A 21,962-nucleotide genomic window follows, 5' to 3' on the forward strand; every position below is an offset into this window, starting at 1 on the left:
ACCCGATTTCCGCGCGTACCGATAGACGACCAGGAACGCGAAGACGGCCGGAGCCCCCGCACAGTGGGCTCCGGCCGCCGGTCTCGCGGATCCGTACGCCGCTCCTCATGTGGCGGCGTACGGATGGTCCGTACGTGTTACAGCGCGAGGCCCGTGAGGACCAGGACGCGCTCGTACGTGTAGTCGTCCATCGCGTACTTGACGCCCTCGCGGCCGACGCCGGACTTCTTGGCGCCGCCGTACGGCATCTGGTCGGCGCGGTAGGACGGGACGTCGCCGATGATCACGCCGCCGACCTCCAGCGCGCGGTGGGCGCGGAAGGCGGTCTGCAGGTCGTGGGTGAAGACGCCGGCCTGGAGGCCGAAGTCCGAGTCGTTGACGGCGGCGAAGGCCTCGGCCTCGCCGTCGACCTTGGCGATGGTGAGGACCGGGCCGAAGACCTCGGCGCGGGCCAGGGTGACGTCGGCCGGGAGGTCGGTGAGGACGGTCGGGGCGTAGGTCGCGCCCTCGCGCTTGCCGCCGGTGAGGAGCTTCGCCCCGGCCTGGACGGCCTCGTCGACCCAGGACTCGACGCGCTTGGCGGCGTTCTCGTCGACCAGCGGGCCGACGTCGGTGGTGGCGTCGGTCGGGTCACCGGTGACCTGGGCCTCGACGGCGGCGACGATCTTCGGGACGAGCCGGTCGTAGACCGAGGCGTCGGCGATCACGCGCTGCACGGAGATGCAGGACTGGCCGCCCTGGTAGTTGGAGAAGGTGGCGATACGGCTCGCCGCCCAGTCCAGGTCCTGCTCGGAGGCCCAGTCGCCGAGGACGACGGCGGCGGCGTTGCCGCCGAGCTCCAGGGTGCAGTGCTTGTGCGGCACGGACTCCTGGATGGCGTAGCCGACCTTGTCGGAGCCGGTGAAGGAGATCACCGGGAGGCGCTCGTCCTGGACGAGGGCGGGCATCCGGTCGTTCGGCACGGTCAGGACGGACCAGGAGCCGGCGGGCAGGTCGGTCTCGGCCAGCAGCTCGCCCAGGATCAGGGACGAGATGGGGGTGGCCGGGGCCGGCTTGAGGATGATGGGGGCGCCGACGGCGATGGCCGGGGCGACCTTGTGGGCGCTGAGGTTCAGCGGGAAGTTGAACGGCGCGATGCCGAGGACGACACCCTTCGGGATGCGGCGGGTGATCGCCAGACGGCCGACGCCACCGGCCTCGGTGTCGAGGCGCTGGGCCTCGCCGCCGTTGAAGCGGCGGGCCTCCTCGGCGGCGAAGCGGAACACGGAGACGGCGCGGCCGACCTCGCCGCGGGCCCACTTGATGGGCTTGCCGTTCTCGGCGGAGATCACCTGGGCGATCTCCTCGGTGCGCTCGGCGAGACGCTTCGACACGTGGTCCAGGGCGGCGGCGCGGACGTGCGCCGGGGTGGCGGCGAACTCGTCGACGACGGCGTGCGCGGCGGCGACCGCTTCCTCGACCTGGGCCTCGGTGGGCACGCTCACCCTGCCGACGAGCCGGCCGTCCCAGGAGGAGGTGACGTCGAAGGTGTCCTCGCCGGTGGCCTCGCGGCCGGCGAGCCAGAAGGCGTGGGTGGCAGTCATTGCGTCCCGGCCCTTTCGTGTCGATCGATCGAATGTCTCGGTGCCACCACGGTAGGGCCGAGGGGGCGTGCGGTCGTTTGTCCGGTGTGGAGTGGTGGGCGTGCCCGTCTCGCCGGATTGGCCGAAGCGGAGTGGTTCCTCGGCCGAGCGAACCGGGTTCCCGGACGTCAGGTGGCGGATCGTCCGGTGCGTCGGGGGTCGGACCCTTCGTACGTCACCTGGCGCCGACTGCCGGGCCCTTCGTACGTCACCTGGCGCCGACTGCCGGGCCCTTCGTACGTCACCTGTGCGCCGGGCGACGGACCTTTCGTACGTCACCTGTGCGCCGGGCGACGGACCCTTCCCCGCGTCAGCCTCTGCGTTCCGTCGAGACGATCAGCCAGACGCCGGCCACGACGACGGCGCCGCCGATCGCGATGGGCCAGGTGAGGGCCTCGCTCAGGACGAGGGCGCCGAGGAGGACGGCGACGACGGGGTTGACGTACGCGTAGGTGGCGACGAGGGAGAGCGGAGCGGTCTGCAGCAGCCAGGCGTACGCGGTGAAGGCGATCACCGAGCCGAAGACGATCAGGTACGCGAGCGCGGTCCAGGAACGGGTGGAGATCGCGGCGAGGTCGAGGCCGTGCTGCTCGCCGCGGAGCAGTCCGAGCGCGGCGCAGCCGAGGCCGCCGGCGACCATCTCGTACGCGCTGGCGGTGAAGGGGTTGGCGGGCATCGGGATGTGGGCGGACGAGAACGAGCCCACCGACCACAGCAGGGTCGCGACGATCACGAGCAGGACGCCGCTGATGCGGACGTCGCCGCTCAGCCCCGGGAGGGTGAGGACGGCGAGCCCGGCGAGGCCGAGGAGGACGCCGGCGACGCCGCCCGCGGTGGGGCGCTGTCCGAAGACGGCCTTGAGGACGACGACCCAGGCGGGTACGACGGCGACGAGCAGGGCGGCGAGACCGGAGGGGACGGAGGTCTCGGCGAGGACGATCAGGCCGTTGCCGCCGAGGAGGAGGAGCAGTCCGACGAGTGCGGCGGAGCCGAGCTGGGCGCGGTTGATCCGGAGCGCGGACGGGCCCTGACGCCAGGCGATCAGCCCGGCGAGGAGGAGGCCGGCGACGACGAAGCGGAGTCCGGCGGACAGGAACGGCGGCATGGTTTCGACGACGATCCGGATCCCGAGGTAGGTGGAACCCCAGACGACGTACACGATCCCGAGGGCGGCCCAGACGGCGCCGGAGATCCGGCGGGGGGTGCGGGCGGCGGGTGCGGGGTGGGAGACGCGTCGGTCGGAGGCGGGATCGGCCGCGGGGTGTGTCATGTCCTGGAGAGTAAGGAGTTCCGCGGCGAGTGATCAATGTTTTTGCCCGTGATCGGGCAGGAAGTGGCGTGTTCGGAGCGGATGGCGGGGCCTTCCCGGCCGCTCAGCGCTCCTCCGTGTCCGTGCTCGTGGCCTTGAGGGCCAGCCAGAGCTCCATCCGGACGTCGGCGTCGTCCAGTGACCGGCCCAGGATCTCCTCCACGCGGCGCATCCGGTAGCGCAGGGTGTGGCGGTGGACGCCGAGGTCCGCCGCCGCCGCGTCCCACTGGCCGTGGCGGGAGAGCCAGGCCCGCAGGGAGGCCACGAGGTCGCCGCGTCCGGTGGCGTCGTGCTCGTACAGGGCGCGCAGCATGCCGTCGGCGAAGGCGCGGACCGCGTCGTCGGCCAGCAGGGGAAGGACCGAGCCGGCCGCCAGGTCCTCGTGCTCGACCAGTGCGCGCCCGCGCCGCCGGGCCACCGACAACGCCTGCTCGGCCTGCTTGTACGCGGCCGCCGCCGCGATCGGCCCCGCGGGGGCCGAGAGGCCGACGACGACACCGGCCTCCTCCGCGTCCCGCTCCGCGTACCCCTGGCAGGCCGCGACGACAGCGCCGCCGTCGCCGGCCAGGACGAGGAGCCGTTCCTCGCCCTCCGGGACGGTCAGCACGGTCTCGCCCGCCCGGGCGGCGGCCGCCTCCAGTCCCTCGGCCAGCACCGGCAGCGGCGGTTCGCCCTCCCGCTCCCCCGCGGCGGGTTCGGCGATCAGCAGCCGGAAGGGCGCGTCGAGGAGCCCGCCGTACAGATCCCCGGCCACGGCCCGGGCGTGGTCCGGCTGGCCCGACAGCATCATCCGCAGCACCGCCGCGCCGAGCCGCCCCTCGGCGGCCTGCAGGGAGCGCGAGCGCTCGGTGGTCAGCGTCAGCAGGGCGATGGCGGAGTGCACGGCGTACCGTTCCGCCGTGCCCAGCGGCGCTCCGGTCCCGACCGCCAGCGCGCCACGGACCCGCCGCCCGGTGCCCAGCGACTGCAGCTCGACCCGGTCTTCGGTGCCACCGACCACCGCGCTCGCCGGGGCGGGCCGCTCGCGGAGCCGTTCGACGTCCGGGGTCAGCCGGGCGGCCCGGCGCGCCGCCCACTCGGGCCACACGGCGAGGACGGTGCCGGAGGTGTCGTACAGCGCCGCCCAGCCGTCGACGTGCGCCGCGAGCCGGGCGACCACCGCGTCCGGGCCCTCGGCGAGCGCGGCGCGGGTCAGCTCGCGCTGAGCCTCGAACCCGGCCGTCACGGCCCGGTACTGATCGGCCGCGATCGCCGCGGAGACGGCCTTGCTGATGGCCAGGAACGGTGTGCGCCGGGGCACTTCGAGGAGCGGCAGCCCTTCGGCCCGCGCCGCTTCGACGAGGGCCGGCGGGATGTCCTCGTAGTTGACGCCGATCGCGAAGCCGAGCCCGACCACGCCCGCGGCGAGCAGCCGCCGGACATAGCGGTGCATCGCCTCGGAGTCCTCCGCGTCCAGGGTCAGCGCGGTGGTGAGCAGCAGCTCGCCGCCCTCCATGTACGGGACGGGGTCGGCGAGCTCGCTGACGTGGGCCCAGCGCACGGGGGTGTCGAGGCGGTCCTCACCCGCGCGGACGGTGAGTTTGAGGGCCGAGTGCTGGACGAGGGAGGCGAGGGTGGGCGGCATGGACCGTCGTACCTTTGAGCGGAGGGAGGCCGCTCCGACGAACGGCGCCCCCGATTGTGCCAGGGCCCACCACGTCCCGCGTCAGCTCCGCAGGTCCACGAGGAGCGGTGGCGTGTGCTCGCCGCGCACATGGGTGAGGGAGAGCACGGCGTGGCCGGCGGGGACGGCGTGGGCGAGGTCGGAGGCGGACCAGCGTTCGCGTTCGACCTCTCGTACGGTGACGGCGTCGGTGGTCACGGCCTTTCCGGTGACGAGCTTGCGCAGGGCGTGGAAGGCACGGGTCATCGGCTGGTCCGCGAAGACCGTGTGCCGGGCCACCTCGGTGACCTCCACCCGTTCGGTGCCCCACGTCTCGGCGAAGGCCCGGGCGTCCCAGGTGGTGATGCCGGCGAACGCCATCCGGCAGCCGACCACGGCGAGGAGTGGACCGTGCAGCGCCTCGGGCACCTCCGCGAGGGTGCGCAGCGAGAGGACGACGCCCGCGTTGCGCGGCCGCAGGTGCTGGAGTCCGCGCACGGTGCCGGCGGTGAGGGCGCCCGCCGCGTCGTCGAGGACCAGGCAGACGAAGTGCGCGCGTCCGGTGTCGGTCCGGGTGACCGTCTGGAACTGGGCCAGGAGCAGCCGGGTGAGCAGCCGTGAGGCCTCCTCGTGCCCGCCCTCCGGCAGCATGACCCGCACGCGGAGCGGGTGCTGGGCGACGGCACGCAGGGACAGCGGCCGTACGTCGCTGCCGGCGCCGAAGAAGTCGGCGAACGCGGGCCGGTCGAGGGACGCGAGCCGGTCGGCGAGCGCGGGGCCCACGTCGGTGGCGGTTCCCACCTGCCGGATACGGGAGTCCAGTTCGCGGCGCATCCCCTCCGCACCGTCCGGCGGCAGCAGGTCGAGCAGCGCCCGGAGCGTCTCGGGGCGCGCTTCGAGCAGCTCGCGCAGCGCCGGGACGGTCGGGAAGTGGCCGTACGCGGCCCGGTAGGGGCCGATCAGCTGGGCGAGCGCGGTGGCGGCGCGCCGGGTCTCGACGCCCTCGACGTCGCCGACGAGGCCCTCGGCGAGGAAGGCGGCGGCCTCGTCGGGGTCGCTCGCGCCCGCGTAGAGGTCGAGGTCGTACGGGGAGGCCGGGTCGCCGAGGCGGACCACGACGTCGTACGCCTCGTCCGGGCCGAGCGGCGCCCCGGCGGCGCCGACCGCGACGACGGCGCAGCCGCCGGTGAGGGCCTGGAGGGTGAGCGACTCGACGACGGGCCCGGTGAGGCAGCGGGTCTTGCCGGCGCCGGAGGGCCCGACCGCGAGGAACGAGGTGCCGAGCAGTTCGGGGTCGAGGGCCAGGCCGGCGCCGTGGTAGGCGAACGGGTTGCGCTCCTCGGCGACGTACCGGCCGATCCTGACCTGGCCGGCGAGCAGGTCATGGGTGGACGCCCGGTGCGGCAGGTCACGGGCGCCCGAGGGGTGTGCTCCGGCGGCGGCGCCCTGGCGGAGCACGGTGTCGACGAAGGAGGCGCGGCGCCGGGCGTCGTTCTCCGCCTGCCGCCAGGCCCGGCGCACCCGGGCGCAGTCGACGTCGTTCATCCGGCCGGAGAGCAGTTCGCCGGTGAGCAGATCGGCCGCGCGCTGTTCCCCGACGGCGCGGAGCCGGGGCCACTGGGAACGGGGGGTCTGCGGGGCGGCGCTCGGGGAGGGCGCGGTGTCGGCGGAGCGGCTCCGCCATTGGCGGACGAAGGCCGCCCAGCCGCCGATCCGGGCGAATGGCCACACCACGGCCGCGGTGATCAGCGTGTACAGGAGGTACACGAGGAACGGTGAGGTGAGCGTGTCGTACCCGCCCCCGAGCAGGGCGGCGAGGGAGAGCACGGGCTTGGCGACCGGAAGCGGCTCCCAGCCCGCGCCGAAGGCCTCCGGCCAGACGAAGGCGAGGGCGACGAGGGCTCCCGCGGCCGTGAGCGCGGCCCGGACGGGCGGACGGAACCGGTCGAGGAAGTGCCGGGTCACCGCGCCCCACGAGCCGAGCCGGGCGATCGCGAACACGAGCAGGCCGAAGAAGACGCCGCTGTAGACGACGTGCGCCTCGGCGCCGTGCCAGTCGCGGGGGGAGGTGGTGCCCGCGTACCACCAGTCCTCGGGGGTGAGCGTCTGCAGGGGGACCCAGAGGTACGGGACGGTGCCGCGCCGGTAGGCGGACCACAGGAAGAGTCCGAGGGCGAGGGGGATCAGCAGCCCGGCGATGGTGATGGGCGCCAGGCGCGTCGGCTCGCGGGGCGGCTCGGCGGGCACGTGCCGGTACCGCCAGATACCGAGGCCCGCCTCGGTGCGCGGCGCGTCCAGCCAGGCGACGACGGGCGGGCGGGCGGGCGCCTGCGACGCCGGGGGCGAGGGCGGAGCGAGGGGGGCCGGCGGGGCCTGAGCCGGAACCGGCGGGGTCTGACCCGGAACGGGCGGGGCCGGTGGGACGTGCGGGGGAACGGGTGGGACGTGCGGAGGGACGGAGGGCGGGGACCCGGGTGCCGGACGCGGCGCCGCTCCGCCGAGCGCGTCGCGTGACTCGTACGTGCCTTCGGTCTCCATGAACCCCTGCCCCCTGACCAGCCAGGTCGCCGCGTCTGTGCCACCGTCAATCTAGTCGGCACGGGCCGCCCCGGAGCGGTTTCCGCGTCGCCATGTCCATCGCGGACAACGACACACCCCCCAACACTCCCGATCGGCGCATGCCCGCGCCCCTCCCCCGCGCCTAGCCTGCGGAAGAAACCCACAAGTGCGTCCAGAACACCCCCAGGAGCCCCGCATGAACGCTGTCCCGCAGGAGCGGCGCGTCGTCACCGCCATTCCCGGTCCGAAGTCGCAGGAGCTTCAGGCCCGCCGCCTCGACACCGTGGCCGGCGGCGTGGGCTCCGTGCTGCCCGTCTTCACCGCGAAGGCCGGCGGCGGCATCATCGAGGACGTCGACGGCAACCGCCTCATCGACTTCGGCTCCGGCATCGCCGTGACCTCCGTCGGCGCCTCCGCCGAGGCCGTGGTCCGCCGCGCCGCCGCGCAGCTCGCCGACTTCACGCACACCTGCTTCATGGTCACGCCGTACGAGGGCTACGTCGAGGTCTGCGAGGCGCTCGCCGAGCTGACCCCGGGCGACCACGCCAAGAAGTCCGCGCTGTTCAACTCCGGCGCCGAGGCCGTCGAGAACGCGGTCAAGATCGCCCGCTCGTACACCAAGCGCCAGGCCGTCGTCGTCTTCGACCACGGCTACCACGGCCGCACCAACCTCACCATGGCGCTCACGGCGAAGAACATGCCGTACAAGCACGGCTTCGGTCCGTTCGCGCCCGAGGTCTACCGCGTGCCGGTCGCCTACGGCTACCGCTGGCCCACCGGCCCGGAGAACTGCGGCCCCGAGGCCGCCGCCCAGGCGATCGACAACATCACCAAGCAGATCGGCGCCGAGAACGTCGCCGCGATCATCATCGAGCCGGTCCTCGGCGAGGGCGGCTTCATCGAGCCGGCCAAGGGCTTCCTGCCGGCGATCGTGAAGTTCGCCAACGACAACGGCATCGTCTTCGTCGCCGACGAGATCCAGTCCGGCTTCTGCCGTACCGGCCAGTGGTTCGCCTGTGAGGACGAGGGCATCGTCCCCGACCTGATCACGACCGCCAAGGGCATCGCGGGCGGCCTGCCGCTCGCCGCCGTCACCGGCCGCGCCGAGATCATGGACTCCGTCCACGGTGGTGGCCTGGGCGGCACCTACGGCGGTAACCCGGTGGCCTGCGCCGGTGCGCTCGGCTCCATCGAGACCATGAAGGAGCTCGACCTCAACGCCAAGGCGAAGAAGATCGAGTCGGTCATGAAGGCCCGCCTGTCGGCGATGGCCGAGAAGTTCGACGCCATCGGTGACATCCGCGGGCGCGGTGCCATGATCGCCATCGAGCTGGTCAAGGACCGCGCCACCAAGGAGCCGAACCCGGAGGCCGCGGGCGCGCTGGCGAAGGCCTGCCACGCCGAGGGCCTGCTGGTCCTGACCTGCGGCACCTACGGCAACGTGCTGCGCTTCCTGCCGCCGCTGGTCATCGGCGAGGACCTGCTGAACGAGGGCCTCGACATCATCGAGAACGCGTTCGCCGGAATCTGAGGCGTACGGCACACGGTGTGAAGAAGCTGTGGGGGGCCGATGGCGGGATGGAGATCCGGCTGTCGGTCCCCCTTTCTCTGCCGTACGGTTTCTGCAGATGAGAGAAACACCCCGCTCGCAGGAAACTGCAGGCGACTCCAGGGCGGAGCCTCCCCAGCCCCGCCTTGGCCGTGCCTTCGCGCACACCGCTGGAGCCTCTGGCTCCGGAACTCCTCACCGATCGGATGGCCGCCCGCCCCACACCCCCCGGGGCGCGCGGCAGCCCGGTCAAGGCGGCCTCCCCGGAACCACCCCCCCTGTTCCGGGGAGGCCGGCTGTCTTCTCGGCGGTCGTTCTGCTCGCCGTCGTCACCTGGCAGGTCCTCGTCGAAGGGCCGCTCGCCCGGCTGGACGAGCGCGTCTCGCGCGCCGTGGTGGACACGGTCCCCCGCCGGCTCTCCGAACTCGGCGCCGATCTCGGCAATCTGACGGTCGCGCTCCCCGTTCTCGGCTGCGCGATGGCGTACGCGGTCTTCCGCGGCCGTCGCGCCCAGGCGCTGTACGCGGGCCTCGCGATGGTTCTCGTACCGGCGCTGGTCATCCCCATGAAGGAGTGGACGGCCCGTCCGGGCCCGCTGGAGCCGTGGGCCGCGGGCTACTACCCGTCGGGCCACACGGCCACGGCGATGATCGCCTACTTCGGCGCGGCCTTCCTGGTCTCGAACCGGCTGATCCCCGTCGCGGCCGTCCTGACGGCACTGACGGGGACCGGCCTGATCCTGCGCGGCTACCACTGGCCCCTGGACGTACTGGCCGGCCTCTGCCTGGGGTTGCCGCTCCTGGCCCTCAGCTCCAGCGGTACGCGTCGAAGTTCCGGCTGAACTCCCCGCCGTTGAACCGGTCCCAGTTGATCGACCAGGTCATCAGGCCGCGCAGGCCCGGCCAGGTGCCGTGGGTGCGGTAGGTGCCGCAGTCGGTGTTCTTCGTGAGGCAGTTCAGGGCCTTGTTCACCTCGGACGGGGTCGTGTGGCCGTTGCCCGCCTGGGGGGAGGCGGGGAGACCGATGGCGATCTGGTCCGGGCGGAGGGGCGGGAAGACGCGGTCGGTGTTGCCGGCGACCGGGAAGCCGGCGAGGAGCATGTCGGTCATGGCGATGTGGAAGTCCGCGCCGCCCATGGAGTGGTACTGGCCGTCGAGGCCCATGATCGGGCCCGAGTTGTAGTCCTGGACGTGCAGCAGGGTGAGGTCGTCGCGCAGGGCGTGGATGACCGGGAGGTAGGCGCCGGCGCGCGGGTCCTGGCCGCCCCAGGGGCCGGAGCCGTAGTACTGGTGGCCGAGCTGGACGAAGAAGGTCTCCGGGGCCATGGTCAGGACGAAGCCGGAGCCGTACTTCGCCTTGAGGGTCCGCACCGCCGAGATCAGGTTGACGACGACCGGCGAGGTCGGGTTGCGGAAGTCGGTGTCGCCGGTCTGGAGGGACAGGGAGTGGCCCTCGAAGTCGATGTCCAGGCCGTCGAGCCCGTACTCGCCGATGATCTTCGAGACGGAGGAGACGAAGGCGTCCCGGGCGGCCGTGGTCGAGAGCTGCACCTGGCCGTTCTGGCCGCCGATGGAGATCAGGACCTTCTTGCCGGCGGCCTGCTTGGCCTTGATCGCCGCCTTGAACTCCTCGGGTGACTCCACGGTCGGGCATTCCGTGCGTGGGCACAGGCTGAAGCGGATGTCGCCCGAGGTCACCGAGGTCGGTTCGCCGAAGGCGAGGTTGATGACGTCCCAGGAGTCGGGGACGTCGGCCATCCGGGTGTGGCCGGAGCCGTTGGCGAAGCTCGCGTGGAGGTAGCCGACGAGCGCGTGGGCGGGGAGTCCGCCGCCCGGGTTCCCGCCGCCGGCCGCCGTGGTCGCCGTCACCGGCGGTGACGGCGGCGACTCGCCCGCGCTGTTCACGGCCGAGACCCGGAAGGTGTACGAGGTGGAGGGCGCGAGGCCCGTCGCGGTGGCCGAGGTGCCGGTGACCGTCGCCGTCGGGAGGCCGTCCCGGTACAGCCGGTACGAGGTCGCGCCGGAGGCCGGGGCCCAGCTCAGCGCCACCGACGAGGAGGTCGGGGAGCCGGCCACGGTGAGCCCGGCGGGGGCCGCGGGAATCTCGACGGGGGTACCGCCCGGGCCGGTGAGCGAGAGGTCGTCCGCGTGGTAGGCGCCCGTGCCGTACCAGCCGTGGGTGTACATCGTCACGGAGGTCGTCGAGGCCCCGGTGGTGAAGGTGGTGCTCAGCTTCTGCCAGTCGGGGGCGGACTGCGTCCAGGTGGAGACGTCGGTGGTGCCGGTCCCGGACGCGCCGAGGTACACGTAGCTGCCGCGCACCCAGCCGCTCAGCGTGTACGTGGAGTTCGGCCGGACAGTGACGGTCTGGGAGCACTTGGCGTGGTCGCTGCCGGCGGGTGTCGCCCGCAGCGCCTTCGTCCCCCCGTGCACGGGCGAGGCGACGACGGCTCCGCTGCCCGCCGTACAGCTCCAGCCGTCCATTCCGGATTCGAAGCCGCCGTTGCGTGCGAGGTCGGTGTCGGCCGCCTGGGCCGCGGGGGTGAGGGCGACGATTCCGCCGGCGGCGAGGACGCCCGCCAGCGCGAGGACGAGGGATCTGGTGCGTGAGGGGCCGCGGTCCACAACTGCCTCCGGGGGTGGGGGAATCGAGGTGGAGCGCGCCACAGCATGGTCCAGACCAATCAAGTGGTCAAGACCTCTGTTCCCCCTGACCGCGCGCCAGTCGGCCCGCCGCCTCGTGCATCGCCAGCTCAAGGAGCGAGCTGTCCGTGAGCGTCCCGCTGCCGTCGGGCGGGATCAGCCAGCGCACCCCACCGGTCGCGCGTCCGGGGTACGGGACGACGATCCAGGTGCCACGACCCGCGCTGCGCACCCCCGTCCCGAGCCAGCGCGCGGCGGTGCCGGGCGGAACGAAGAAGCCCGTACGAGCCTCACCGAAGTCGGCGAGGACGGGTCCGGGCCGCGCCACGAGCCGGCTCAGCACATCGAGCGTGGGGCAGCCGAGCTCCCCGGGAAGGATCAGCACGTCCCAGCGCCTGCCGGCGGGCAGCAGCGCCACCCCGAGCGGGTTGCGCTCCCACTCCCACCGGCAGGCGTCGGGATCCGGCGCCACCGACGCCAGCCACTCCACTGCGGCCTTGGCCCCCGAACCAGTCATTGCCCATGGCCTCCATTCCGTGTGCGAACGCGATGTCCACACGCAGAGAGCGGGGTGGGCGACGATCATTACGCGGGTTCGGGCGACTCGTGGGTGGTGAACTGGGTCACACCGTCACGGAGTGGTGTGCGCGGGGGGCGCGCATCCGGCGCGTGCGACCGGGCCACGCTTCGCCGCCGTCCACCCGATCGGGTGGACGGCGGCGGTCCGGACCGGCGGCTTCCGCGGCCCAGCGCTCTCCGCGTGGTCGTATGGCCCTCCTGGTCGTATGGCCCTCCGCGCCTCCTCCGCACGACTCGGCACCGCTCCGCACCGCCTCCAGGCCCGCCTCCGCACCGCCTCCGCACCGCCTCCGCACCGCCTCCGCACCGCCTCCGCACCGCCTCCGCACCGGGAGTACCCATGACCTTCCCCTCTCCGTCGAGCGGCGTGCGGGGCCATCGGCGGAAGGGGCTGCTGTGGCGCATCGGTGCGTGGTCGGCCCGTCACTTCGTCACCGTGATCGCCGCGTGGATCGTCGGGCTCGCCGGGCTGCTGGTGCTTCAGCACGCGTACGGCGGCGAGTACTCCGACAACTACGCGCTGCCCGGAGCCCAGTCCCAGAAGGGACTCGACGTGCTCCGGGCCCACGAACCGGCCGCCGGCGGCTACAGCGCGCAGGTGGTGCTGCGCGACGCGGCGAAGCCGCTCACCGACTCCGGCGACCAGGTCTCGTCCGCCGTGGACGCGCTGAAGAAGCTCCCGCACGTCCTGAACGCCACGAGCCCGCTGCCCGCGCCCGGAACCCAGCCGCCCTCCCCGCCCCCGGGCACTCCCGACGTCGGCCCCCTGTCGACCGACGGCAGAACCGGCTACATCACGGTCCGCTTCGACGTCCAGCCCGCCACCCTCGGCGACGACTACCTGGACGGTGTCGACAGCGCGGTGAAGCCGCTGCGTTCCGCCGGTGTCCAGGTCGAGTACGGCGGGTCGCTGGGGGAGCTGGCACGGCCCGAGGCGGACGACCGGGTCAGCGAGGCGATCGGGTTCGGGGTCGCGATCGTCGTGCTCCTGATCGGCTTCGGCAGCCTGCTGGCCGCCGTGCTGCCCCTGGTCACCGCGCTGCTCGCGACCGTCTGCGGACTGGGGCTGCTCGGCCTGCTCGCCGCCGTGTGGACCTTCGCGACCGTCTCCCCGACGCTGGCGACCATGATCGGCATCGGTGTCGGTATCGACTACGCGCTGTTCCTGATCACCCGGCACCGCCAGCTGCTGATGAACGGCGTGGACCCGGTGAGCGCCGCCGGGAAGGCCACCGCGACCAGCGGCCGGGCCGTCCTCGTCTCGGGCTGCACCGTCGTCATCGCCCTGTCCGGGCTGTGGGTCAGCGGGCTGACCTTCATCGGACTGCTCGGCCTGGCCGCGACCGCGACGGTCGTCACCGCCGTGATCGGCGCGCTGACCCTCGTACCGGCGATGCTCGGGCTGATCGGGCGCCGGATCGACCGGCTGAGGGTGCGCACCCCGGTCGCCGAGACCGAAGCCTCCGACGGAGACGGAAACACGAACGGAGAAGCCCACGGCACCTGGCACCGCTACGCCCAGCGGGTGGAGCGCCGCCCCTGGTGGTTCCTGGCCGCCGGTGTCGTCTCGCTCGTCGTCCTCGCCCTGCCGATGTTCTTCATGCAGCTCGGACACATCGGCGACGGCGCGGACCCGGAGTCGTTCACCGACCGGCGCGCCTTCGATCTGATGTCCTCGGCCTTCGGTCCCGGCTCCAACGGGCCGCTGACGCTGGTGATCGACCAGACGAAGGTGCCCGAGGCCGACCGGGCCGCCCTCCTCACGCAGGCGCAGAAGGCTCTCACCGGGGTCCCCGACGCCGCCCTGATCACCCCGCTCACGCCCACCTCCGACGGGGACGTCCTGCTGTCCACCGCCTACTCGGTCGCCGCGCCGCAGGACGAGCGCACCACGCGGCTGGTCGACGAACTGGTCGACACGGCGCTGCCGAAGGCCGTCGCCGGCGACGACGCCGCCACATACGTCACCGGGACCACCGCCGCCCAGGTCGACTTCCTCGACATCGTCTCCAGCCGGCTGCCGCTCATCATCGCGGTGGTCGTGGCCCTGGCGTTCCTGGTCATCCTGGTCGTCTTCCGGGGGCCGCTGGTCGCCGCCAAGGCCGCCGTGCTGAACCTGCTGTCGATCGGCGCGTCCTACGGGGTCGTCGTCGCCGTCTTCCAGTGGGGCTGGGGCGGCCCGGCGCTCGGTGTCTCCGGCAAGGTGCCCATCGAGAGCTACGTCCCGATGATGATGTTCGCGATCGTCTTCGGGCTGAGCATGGACTACGAGATCTTCCTGCTGTCCCGGGTCCACGAGGCATGGCTGCGCACCGGGGACGCGAAGGCCAGTGTCGCGCACGCGCTGGAGATCACCGCCCGCGTCATCACCTGCGCGGCGCTCATCATGGTGAGCGTCTTCGCCGCCTTCGTCGTCAGCGACAACATCGTGGTGAAGATGCTGGGTCTCGGGCTCGCCGCGAGCGTGCTGATCGACGCGACGATCGCGCGACTGCTCCTGGTGCCCGCCGTGATGACCCTGCTCGGCACATCGGCCTGGTGGACGCCGCGGTGGCTGGACCGGGTGCTGCCGCACGTGGACACGGAGGGCGAGGACGAGCTCGCCGACCTGACCGGCAACGGCGCGACGGGGCCGCGGCACACGCCGTGACCCCGTCGCGCCCGCGTCCGGACCCGATCCACCGGACCCGGTCTAGCTGTCGAAGCCCAGCCCCAGGCGGTCCATGGCCTTCAGCCACAGGTTGCGCCGGCCGCCGTTCTCGTCGGCGCGGGCCAGCGACCACTTGGTGATGCCGATACCGGCCCAGGCGATCGGCTCGGGCGGGAACGGCAGCGGCTTGGAGCGGACCATCTCCAGCTCCGTACGCTCCGTGCGCTCTCCGGCCAGGAGGTCGAGCATCACGTCGCCGCCGAAGCGGGTGGCACCGACGCCGAGACCGGTGAAGCCGGCCGCGTACGCCACCTTCCCCTGGTGGGCCGTGCCGAAGAACGCGGAGAAGCGCGAGCAGGTGTCGATCGCCCCGCCCCAGGCGTGGCTGAAGCGCAGCCCCTCCAGCTGGGGGAAGCAGCGGAAGAAGTGCTCGGCGAGCTTCAGATACGTCTCCGGGCGATGGTCCATCTCGGCGCTGACCTTGCCCCCGAAGGGGTAGATCGCGTCGTAGCCGCCCCACAGGATCCGGTTGTCGGCGGTGATCCGGAAGTAGTGGAACTGGTTGGCGCTGTCCCCGAGTCCCTGCCGGTTCTTCCAGCCGACGGCGGCGAGTTGCTCGGGCGAGAGCGGCTCGGTCATCAGGGCGTAGTCGTAGACCGGGACGGTGTAGTGCCGGACCCGCTTGACCAGCGAGGGGAAGACGTTGGTGCCGAGCGCCACGCGCCGCGCCAGGACCCGGCCGTACGGGGTGCGCACACCCATGCCCGCGCCGAGGGAGACGAGGTCGAGGCCGGGGGTGTTCTCGTAGATCCGCACCCCCAGCTCCGCGCACGCCCGCTTCAGGCCCCACGCCAGCTTGGCCGGGTTGAGCATGGCGACGCCGCGCCGGTCCCACAGGCCGCCGAGGAAGGTCGGGGAGTCGACCTCCGCGCGGACGGCGTCCGCGTCGAGGAGGTCGAGACCGTCCGCGAGACCGAGCCGCTGGATCTCCGCGTACACCTCGTGGAGTTCCTCGAGCTGGTGCGGCTCGGTGGCGACGTCGATCTCGCCGGTGCGCTCGAAGTCGCAGTCGAGGGAGTAGCGGGCGACCGCCGCCTCGATGGCGTCGAGGTTGCGCTCGCCGAGCTTCTCCAGCTTCGGCAGCTCGCCCGGCCAGCGGGCGAGTCCGTTGCCGAAGCCGTGGGTGAGGGAGGCGGCGCAGAAGCCGCCGTTGCGGCCCGAGGCGGCCCAGCCCACCTCGCGGCCTTCGATCAGGACGACATCCCGGGAGGGGTCCCGCTCCTTGGCGAGGAGCGCGGTCCACAGTCCGCTGTATCCGCCGCCGACGACGAGAAGGTCGCACTTCTCGGTGCCGGTGAGGGCGGGCAGGGCTCCGGGCTTGCCGGGGTCTTCCAGCCAGAAGGGGACGGGCTGGGCGTCGGAGAGAGACTGTGCGGCACTACGCATGGCGACTGGGGCCATGGTTTCCAACTCCTTCAGGGCCTGTTCAGGGCCTTCTCAGGGCCGTACTCAGCTTGTCGCTGCTTTCTTACGCCGGTTGGTGACGATCTGACCGGCCACCACCACCAGGACGGCGATGACGAACATGGCCGTACCGATGACGTTGATCTGGACGGGTGTGCCGCGCTGTGCCGAGCCCCAGACGAACATGGGGAAGGTGACGGTCGAGCCCGCGTTGAAGTTGGTGATGATGAAGTCGTCGAACGAGAGCGCGAAGGCGAGCAGCGCTCCGGCGGCGATTCCGGGGGCGGCGATCGGCAGGGTGACCCGTAGGAAGGTCTGGACGGGGCCGGCGTAGAGGTCGCGCGCGGCCTCCTCCAGACGCGGGTCCATCGACATCACCCGTGCCTTGACCGCCGTCACGACGAACGACAGACAGAACATGATGTGGGCGATCAGGACCGTCCAGAAGCCCAGCTCCGCGCCCATGTTGAGGAAGAGCGTGAGCAGGGAGGCGGCCATCACGACCTCGGGCATGGCCATCGGCAGGAAGATCAGCGAGTTGATCGCGCCCCGCGCCCGGAAGCGGTAGCGGACCAGTGCGAAGGCGATCATCGCACCGAGGATCGTGGCGCCGAGGGTGGCCCAGGCCGCGATCTGCAGGGACAGGGTCAGCGAGCCGCACAGGTCGGCGACGCCGCACGGGTCCTTCCAGGCGTCGAGCGAGAAGCGCTGCCAGGCGTAGTTGAAGCGCCCGTTCGGCTTGTTGAACGAGAACACCATCACGACGATGTTCGGCACGATCATGTACGCGAGCGTCAGCAGGCCCGCGATGGCGACGAGGTTCCGGCGTATCCAGCGCATCAGACCAGGTCCTCCGTTCCCGCACGGCGGATGTAGACGGTGACCATGAGGAGCACGATCGCCATGAGGATGAAGGACAGCGCGGCGGCCGTCGGATAGTCGAGCACCCGCAGGAACTGCGACTGGATGACGTTGCCGACCATCTTGGTGTCGGTCGAGCCGAGCAGCTCGGCGTTGACGTAGTCGCCGCTGGCCGGGATGAAGGTGAGGAGCGTGCCCGAGACCACGCCCGGCATGGAGAGCGGGAACGTCACCTTGCGGAAGGTGGTGGCAGGAGAGGCGTACAGGTCCTTGGCGGCCTCGTGCAGCCGGCCGTCGATCCGCTCCAGGGAGGTGTAGAGCGGCAGGATCATGAACGGCAGGAAGTTGTACGTCAGACCGCAGACCACCGCCATCGGGGTGGCGAGCACACGGTCGCCCTCGGTCCAGCCGAGCCAGCTGGTGACGTCCAGGACGTGCAGCGTGTTGAGGACGTCGACGACCGGTCCGCCGTCGGCGAGGATCGTCTTCCACGCCAGCGTGCGGATGAGGAAGCTGGTGAAGAACGGCGCGATGACCAGGACCAGGAGCAGATTGCGCCAGCGGCCGGCCTTGAAGGCGATCAGGTACGCGAGCGGGTAGCCGAGCAGCAGGCACAGGAACGTGGCGGTACCGGCGTAGAGCAGGGACCGGACGAACTGCGGCCAGTACTCCTGGAACGCCTCCCAGTACGTCCGGAAGTGCCAGGTGACCTCGAAGCCCTTCTCCAGCGAGCCCGTCTGCACGGAGGTCGACGCCTGGTAGACCATCGGCAGCGCGAAGAAGACGAGCAGCCAGATGATGCCGGGCAGCAGCAGCCAGTACGGGACGAGCCGCTTGCGGGTGGACCCCTTGCGGACCGGCAGGTCCGGTACGGGGGGAGCTTCCGTGGTCGTCACGAGGCGTCCTCCACCGTCTCGACACCCGCGTCGCCCACTGTCCCGGCAAGCGGGGACTGCGTGGCGTCCAGACCGAAGGTGTGGGCCGGGTTCCAGTGCAGGACGACCTCGGCGCCGGGGGTCAGGCGCGTGTCGCGCTCTATGTTCTGCTCGTAGACCTGCAGCTCCGCGCCCGCCGGCGAGTTCACCACGTACTGGGTGGAGACGCCGATGAAGGAGGAGTCGGCGATCCGGCCGGTGACCCTGTTGCGGCCCTCGGCGATCTTCCCCGCGTCGTCGGCGTGCGCGAGCGAGATCTTCTCGGGGCGGACGCCGACGAGGACCTTGCCGCCGGTGCGTACGGCCGCCGAACAGCGCTCGGCGGGCAGCTTGAGCTTGCCGCCGCCGGCCGTGACCACCAGGTCCGTGCCGCCGGTCTCGAGGACGTCGGCCTCGATGAGGTTGGAGGTGCCGAGGAAGTTGGCGACGAACGTGGTCCGCGGGTTCTCGTAGAGGTCCGCGGGGGCGCCGAGCTGCTCGACCCGGCCGCCGTTCATCACCGCGACCTGGTCGGCCATGGTCATGGCCTCCTCCTGGTCGTGCGTGACGTGGACGAAGGTGATGCCGACCTCGGTCTGGATGCGCTTGAGCTCCAGCTGCATCTGGCGGCGCAGCTTGAGGTCGAGGGCGCCGAGCGGCTCGTCGAGGAGGAGGACCTGCGGGTGGTTGATGAGCGCGCGGGCCACGGCGACGCGCTGCTGCTGGCCGCCGGAGAGCTGGTGCGGCTTGTGGCGGGCCTTGTCGCCGAGCTGGACGAGTTCCAGCATGTCGTCGACCTGCTTCTTCACGGACTTGATGCCGCGCCGGCGCAGGCCGAAGGCGATGTTCTCGGTGATGTCCATGTGCGGGAAGAGCGCGTAGGACTGGAAGACGGTGTTGACCGGCCGCTTGTACGGCGGGAGGTCGGTGACGTCGGTGTCGCCGAGGAAGACCGTCCCGGTGGTCGGGTCCTCCAGGCCGGCGATCATCCGCAGCGTGGTCGTCTTGCCGCAGCCGGAGGCGCCGAGGAGCGCGAAGAACGAGCCCTGCGGGACGGTCAGGTCGAGCGGGTGGACGGCGGTGAAGGAGCCGTACGTCTTGCTGATGCCGGAGAGACGGACGTCGCCGCCGGTGTTCTTGTCAGTCATGGGTTGCGATCCCAGTTCGTAAGGGGTGGGCGACGGCTGCTCAGGCACCGATGAGCTTGGCGAACTTCTCCTCGTACGCCGTCTCTTCCTCGCTGGTCAGCGAGCGGAAGGCGTGCGACTTCCGGGCCATGGCCTTGTCCGGGAGGATCAGTGTGTTGTTCGCCAGCTCGGGGTCGATCTCGGCGAGCTCGTCCTTCACCCCGTCGACCGGACAGACGTAGTTGATGTACGCGGCCAGCTGAGCGGCGACCGGAAGCTCGTAGTAGTAGTCGATGAGCTTCTCGGCGTTGGCCTTGTGCCGGGCGTTGGCCGGGACCAGGAGGTTGTCGGTGGAGGTCATGTAACCGGCGGCCGGGATCGCGAACTTGATGTCCGGGTTGTCGACCTGGAGCTGGATGAGGTCTCCGGCCCAGGCGAGACAGGCCGCGATGTCGCCCTTGCTGAGGTCCGAGGTGTAGTCGTTGCCGGTGAAGCGCCGGATCTGCTTGGTGTCGACGCCCTTCTGGACCCGCCCGAGGGCGGCGTCGAAGTCGGCGTCGGTGACGGTGCCCGGGTCCTTGCCCATGTCGAGCAGGGTCATGCCGACCGTGTCGCGCATCTCGGAGAGGAAGGCGACCTTGCCCTTGAGGGTGGGGTCGTCGAGCAGCTGGGTGACGGAGTCGACCTTGCGGCCGCCGGTGGCCTTCACGTTGTACGCGATGACGGTCGAGATGCCGGTCCACGGGTACGAGTAGGAGCGGCCGGGGTCCCAGTCGGGGCGGCGGAACTGCGGGGCCAGGTTGGCGTAGGCGTTCGGCAGGTTCGCCGGGTCGAGCTTCTGCGCCCAGCCGAGGCGGATGATGCGGGCGGCGAGCCAGTCGGTGACGCAGATCAGGTCGCGGCCGGTGTCCTGGCCGGCGGCGAGCTGGGGCTGGATCTTCCCGAAGAACTCGACGTTGTCGTTGATGTCCTCGGTGTACTTGACCGCGATCCCGGTGCGCTTGGTGAACGCCTCCAGGGTGGGGCGCGACTTCTCGTCCTCGCTGATGTCGATGTACTGCGTCCAGTTGGAGAAGCTGAGCCGCTTCTCCTTGGCCGAGAAATCCGTGGACGCGGGGCCCTGGCCCTCCCGCTTGGCCGGCGGGATGCCACAGGCGCTCAGGGACGCGAGGCCGCCGATGGTGAGCGCGCCCACGCCTCCGGCGCGCAGCATCGAGCGGCGGGTGAGGGCGCCCCGGCCGCTCGTCAGGCTGCGCCGCATCGCCGCGAGTTGAGCGGCGGACAGGCTGTCGGGCTCGTACTGCTCCATGCGCTGTGCCCTTTCGGGAGGTTGAGCCGCTGGTCGGGCGGCTGTCTGCTATCGGTCCCCGAAGATCGTGCGGTGCCAGTCCTTCGCGGCGACCGCCGTGTTGTCGTACATCACGTGCTTGACCTGCGTGTACTCCTCGAAGGAGTACGCCGACATGTCCTTTCCGAATCCGGATGCCTTGTAGCCTCCGTGCGGCATCTCGCTGATGATCGGGATGTGGTCGTTGACCCACACGCATCCGGCCTTGATCTCACGGGTGGCGCGGCCCGCCCGGAACACGTCACGGGTCCAGGCGGAGGCGGCCAGGCCGTAGGGGGTGTCGTTGGCCAGCCGGATGCCCTCGTCGTCTCCGTCGAAGGGCAGGGCCACCAGGACCGGTCCGAAGATCTCCGACTGCACGACCTCGCTGTCCTGCGCGGCCCCGGTGATCAGGGTCGGACGATAGTACGCACCGTTCTTCAGCTCCCCGCCCGGGGCCTCGCCGCCGGTGACGACGGTGGCGTAGCCGCGGGCGCGGTCGACGAAGGCGGCGACGCGGTCGCGCTGGAGGTGGCTGATCAGCGGACCGAGGTCGGTGGAGGGGTCGAAGGGGTCACCCAGGCGGACGGTCTCCATGAGCTCGGCGACCCGGGCGACGAACGCGTCGAAGAGGGGGCGCTGGACGTACGCGCGCGTGGCGGCGGTGCAGTCCTGGCCGGTGTTGATGAGGGAGGCGGCGACGGCGCCGTGGGCGGCGGCCTCCAGGTCGGCGTCGTCGAAGACGACGAAGGGGGCCTTGCCGCCGAGTTCGAGGTGGAGCCGCTTGACGGTGGAGGTGGCGATCTCGGCGACCCGCTTGCCGACCGGGGTGGAGCCGGTGAAGGAGGTCATGGCGACGTCGGGGTGGCCGACGAGGTGTTCGCCGGCGGTGCGGCCGGCGCCGGTGACGACGTTGACGACGCCGTCGGGGATACCGGCCTCCGTGGCCGCCTGGGCGAACATCAGCGAGGTGAGCGGGGTCAGCTCGGCCGGCTTGAGGACGATCGTGTTGCCGGCGGCGATCGCCGGGAGGATCTTCCAGGCGGCCATCTGGAGCGGGTAGTTCCAGGGGGCGATGGAACCGACGACACCGATCGGCTCGCGCCGTACGTACGAGGTGTGGTCGCCGCTGTACTCGCCCGCCGACTGGCCCTGGAGGTGGCGGGCCGCGCCGGCGAAGAAGGCGGTGTTGTCGACCGTGCCGGGCACGTCGAACTCGGTGGACAGCTTGATGGGCTTGCCGCACTGGAGCGACTCGACGCGGGCGAAGTCCTCGCCTCGCTCGGCCAGGACGCCGGCGAACCGGTGCAGTGCGTCCGAGCGCTCGCCGGGGGTGGCGGCCGCCCAGCCCGGGAACGCCTCCTTCGCGGCGGCGACGGCCGCGTCCACGTCCGCCGGGGAGGCGAGCTCGTAGGTGTACACGCTGTCGCCCGTGGCCGGGTCGACGACGCTGTGCTCCTCCCCTGAGGTTCCGGGCCGCAGCCGCCCGCCGAAGTACTGTGCGCCGTCCGCGAAGCGGCCTGTCACCTGGAAGCGGTTGCCCATGACGCTCTCCGTTGTTCCAGCTCGAATTGAGTGCCGATCCTGACAGAGGGACCCGGCTCCAACAAGGGATTCCGTTGTTGCCTTTTGGTTACGCGACGGAATCGGTCGACCATGTGTCGAGGGGTCGGGGAAATCACCGTACGGACTGTCCGTGGCGACTGCCAGAATCGCG

At 71.7% G+C, this 21,962-nt stretch carries 15 protein-coding genes; 3 read left to right on the forward strand and 12 right to left on the reverse strand.

Annotation, left to right across the window (positions count from 1 at the left end; all coding sequences use genetic code 11):
• Window positions 1–137 precede the first annotated feature (137 nt).
• From ACZ4VW_RS24425 to ACZ4VW_RS24440, 4 genes are all read right to left on the reverse strand, one after another.
• On the reverse strand, window positions 138–1,583 hold the full coding sequence (locus tag ACZ4VW_RS24425; RefSeq protein WP_467965830.1) for an aldehyde dehydrogenase family protein: 1,446 nt from the start codon (window positions 1,581–1,583) through the stop codon (window positions 138–140).
• A gap of 349 nt (window positions 1,584–1,932) precedes the next feature.
• Window positions 1,933–2,892, reverse strand: coding sequence for an EamA family transporter (locus ACZ4VW_RS24430; RefSeq protein WP_467965832.1), 960 nt, complete (start codon window positions 2,890–2,892; stop codon window positions 1,933–1,935).
• A gap of 103 nt (window positions 2,893–2,995) precedes the next feature.
• Window positions 2,996–4,555 carry a PucR family transcriptional regulator gene (locus tag ACZ4VW_RS24435; RefSeq protein ID WP_467965834.1) on the reverse strand — a complete coding sequence of 520 codons (1,560 nt, stop codon included), beginning with the start codon at window positions 4,553–4,555 and terminating at the stop codon, window positions 2,996–2,998.
• A gap of 81 nt (window positions 4,556–4,636) precedes the next feature.
• Window positions 4,637–7,111 (reverse strand): ATP/GTP-binding protein, encoded by a 2,475-nt coding sequence (locus ACZ4VW_RS24440; protein WP_467965836.1) that lies wholly within the window; start codon window positions 7,109–7,111, stop codon window positions 4,637–4,639.
• A gap of 217 nt (window positions 7,112–7,328) precedes the next feature.
• On the opposite strand from ACZ4VW_RS24440, the gene gabT reads away from it, so the two are divergent.
• A complete protein-coding gene (gene gabT / locus ACZ4VW_RS24445) occupies window positions 7,329–8,663 on the forward strand; it encodes a 4-aminobutyrate--2-oxoglutarate transaminase (RefSeq protein ID WP_467965838.1) in 1,335 nt (444 codons plus the stop codon).
• A 409-nt stretch (window positions 8,664–9,072) separates the two neighbouring features.
• Window positions 9,073–9,522 carry a phosphatase PAP2 family protein gene (locus ACZ4VW_RS24450; RefSeq protein WP_467965840.1) on the forward strand — a complete coding sequence of 150 codons (450 nt, stop codon included), beginning with the start codon at window positions 9,073–9,075 and terminating at the stop codon, window positions 9,520–9,522.
• On the opposite strand, the gene ACZ4VW_RS24455 is transcribed toward ACZ4VW_RS24450, so the two are convergent.
• Together ACZ4VW_RS24455 and ACZ4VW_RS24460 are read right to left on the reverse strand one after the other, a co-directional pair.
• Complete coding sequence (locus ACZ4VW_RS24455) at window positions 9,488–11,305, reverse strand: chitinase (protein WP_467965842.1); 1,818 nt, start codon at window positions 11,303–11,305, stop codon at window positions 9,488–9,490. The genes ACZ4VW_RS24450 and ACZ4VW_RS24455 overlap by 35 nt on opposite strands.
• 67 nt (window positions 11,306–11,372) lie before the next feature.
• Window positions 11,373–11,840 carry a bifunctional DNA primase/polymerase gene (locus tag ACZ4VW_RS24460; protein WP_467965845.1) on the reverse strand — a complete coding sequence of 156 codons (468 nt, stop codon included), beginning with the start codon at window positions 11,838–11,840 and terminating at the stop codon, window positions 11,373–11,375.
• A 402-nt stretch (window positions 11,841–12,242) separates the two neighbouring features.
• On the opposite strand from ACZ4VW_RS24460, the gene ACZ4VW_RS24465 reads away from it, so the two are divergent.
• On the forward strand, window positions 12,243–14,552 hold the full coding sequence (locus tag ACZ4VW_RS24465) for an MMPL family transporter (protein WP_467965848.1): 2,310 nt from the start codon (window positions 12,243–12,245) through the stop codon (window positions 14,550–14,552).
• Window positions 14,553–14,594: 42 nt separating this feature from the next.
• On the opposite strand, the gene ACZ4VW_RS24470 is transcribed toward ACZ4VW_RS24465, so the two are convergent.
• From ACZ4VW_RS24470 to ACZ4VW_RS24495, 6 genes are read right to left on the reverse strand one after another with little or no spacing between them, the layout of a single operon-like run.
• Entirely contained in the window at window positions 14,595–16,013 is a 1,419-nt protein-coding gene (locus ACZ4VW_RS24470) for an NAD(P)/FAD-dependent oxidoreductase (RefSeq protein ID WP_467965851.1), read from the reverse strand.
• A gap of 48 nt (window positions 16,014–16,061) precedes the next feature.
• The gene (locus ACZ4VW_RS24475) at window positions 16,062–16,856 is read right to left on the reverse strand and encodes an ABC transporter permease (RefSeq protein WP_467965854.1); all 795 of its coding nucleotides are present in this window, start codon (window positions 16,854–16,856) and stop codon (window positions 16,062–16,064) included.
• Entirely contained in the window at window positions 16,856–17,773 is a 918-nt protein-coding gene (locus tag ACZ4VW_RS24480) for an ABC transporter permease (protein WP_467965856.1), read from the reverse strand. Before ACZ4VW_RS24480 ends, ACZ4VW_RS24475 begins: the two co-directional genes overlap by 1 nt.
• A complete protein-coding gene (locus ACZ4VW_RS24485; RefSeq protein ID WP_467965858.1) occupies window positions 17,770–18,939 on the reverse strand; it encodes an ABC transporter ATP-binding protein in 1,170 nt (389 codons plus the stop codon). The genes ACZ4VW_RS24480 and ACZ4VW_RS24485 overlap by 4 nt, the downstream gene beginning before the upstream one ends.
• A gap of 40 nt (window positions 18,940–18,979) precedes the next feature.
• Window positions 18,980–20,227: a polyamine ABC transporter substrate-binding protein gene (locus ACZ4VW_RS24490; RefSeq protein ID WP_467965859.1), complete on the reverse strand. Its 1,248-nt coding sequence runs from the start codon at window positions 20,225–20,227 to the stop codon at window positions 18,980–18,982.
• A 48-nt stretch (window positions 20,228–20,275) separates the two neighbouring features.
• On the reverse strand, window positions 20,276–21,790 hold the full coding sequence (locus tag ACZ4VW_RS24495) for a gamma-aminobutyraldehyde dehydrogenase (RefSeq protein WP_467965861.1): 1,515 nt from the start codon (window positions 21,788–21,790) through the stop codon (window positions 20,276–20,278).
• Between the last annotated feature and the right edge of the window lie 172 nt (window positions 21,791–21,962).

The organism is Streptomyces sp. NPDC029139 (genome assembly GCF_055564335.1).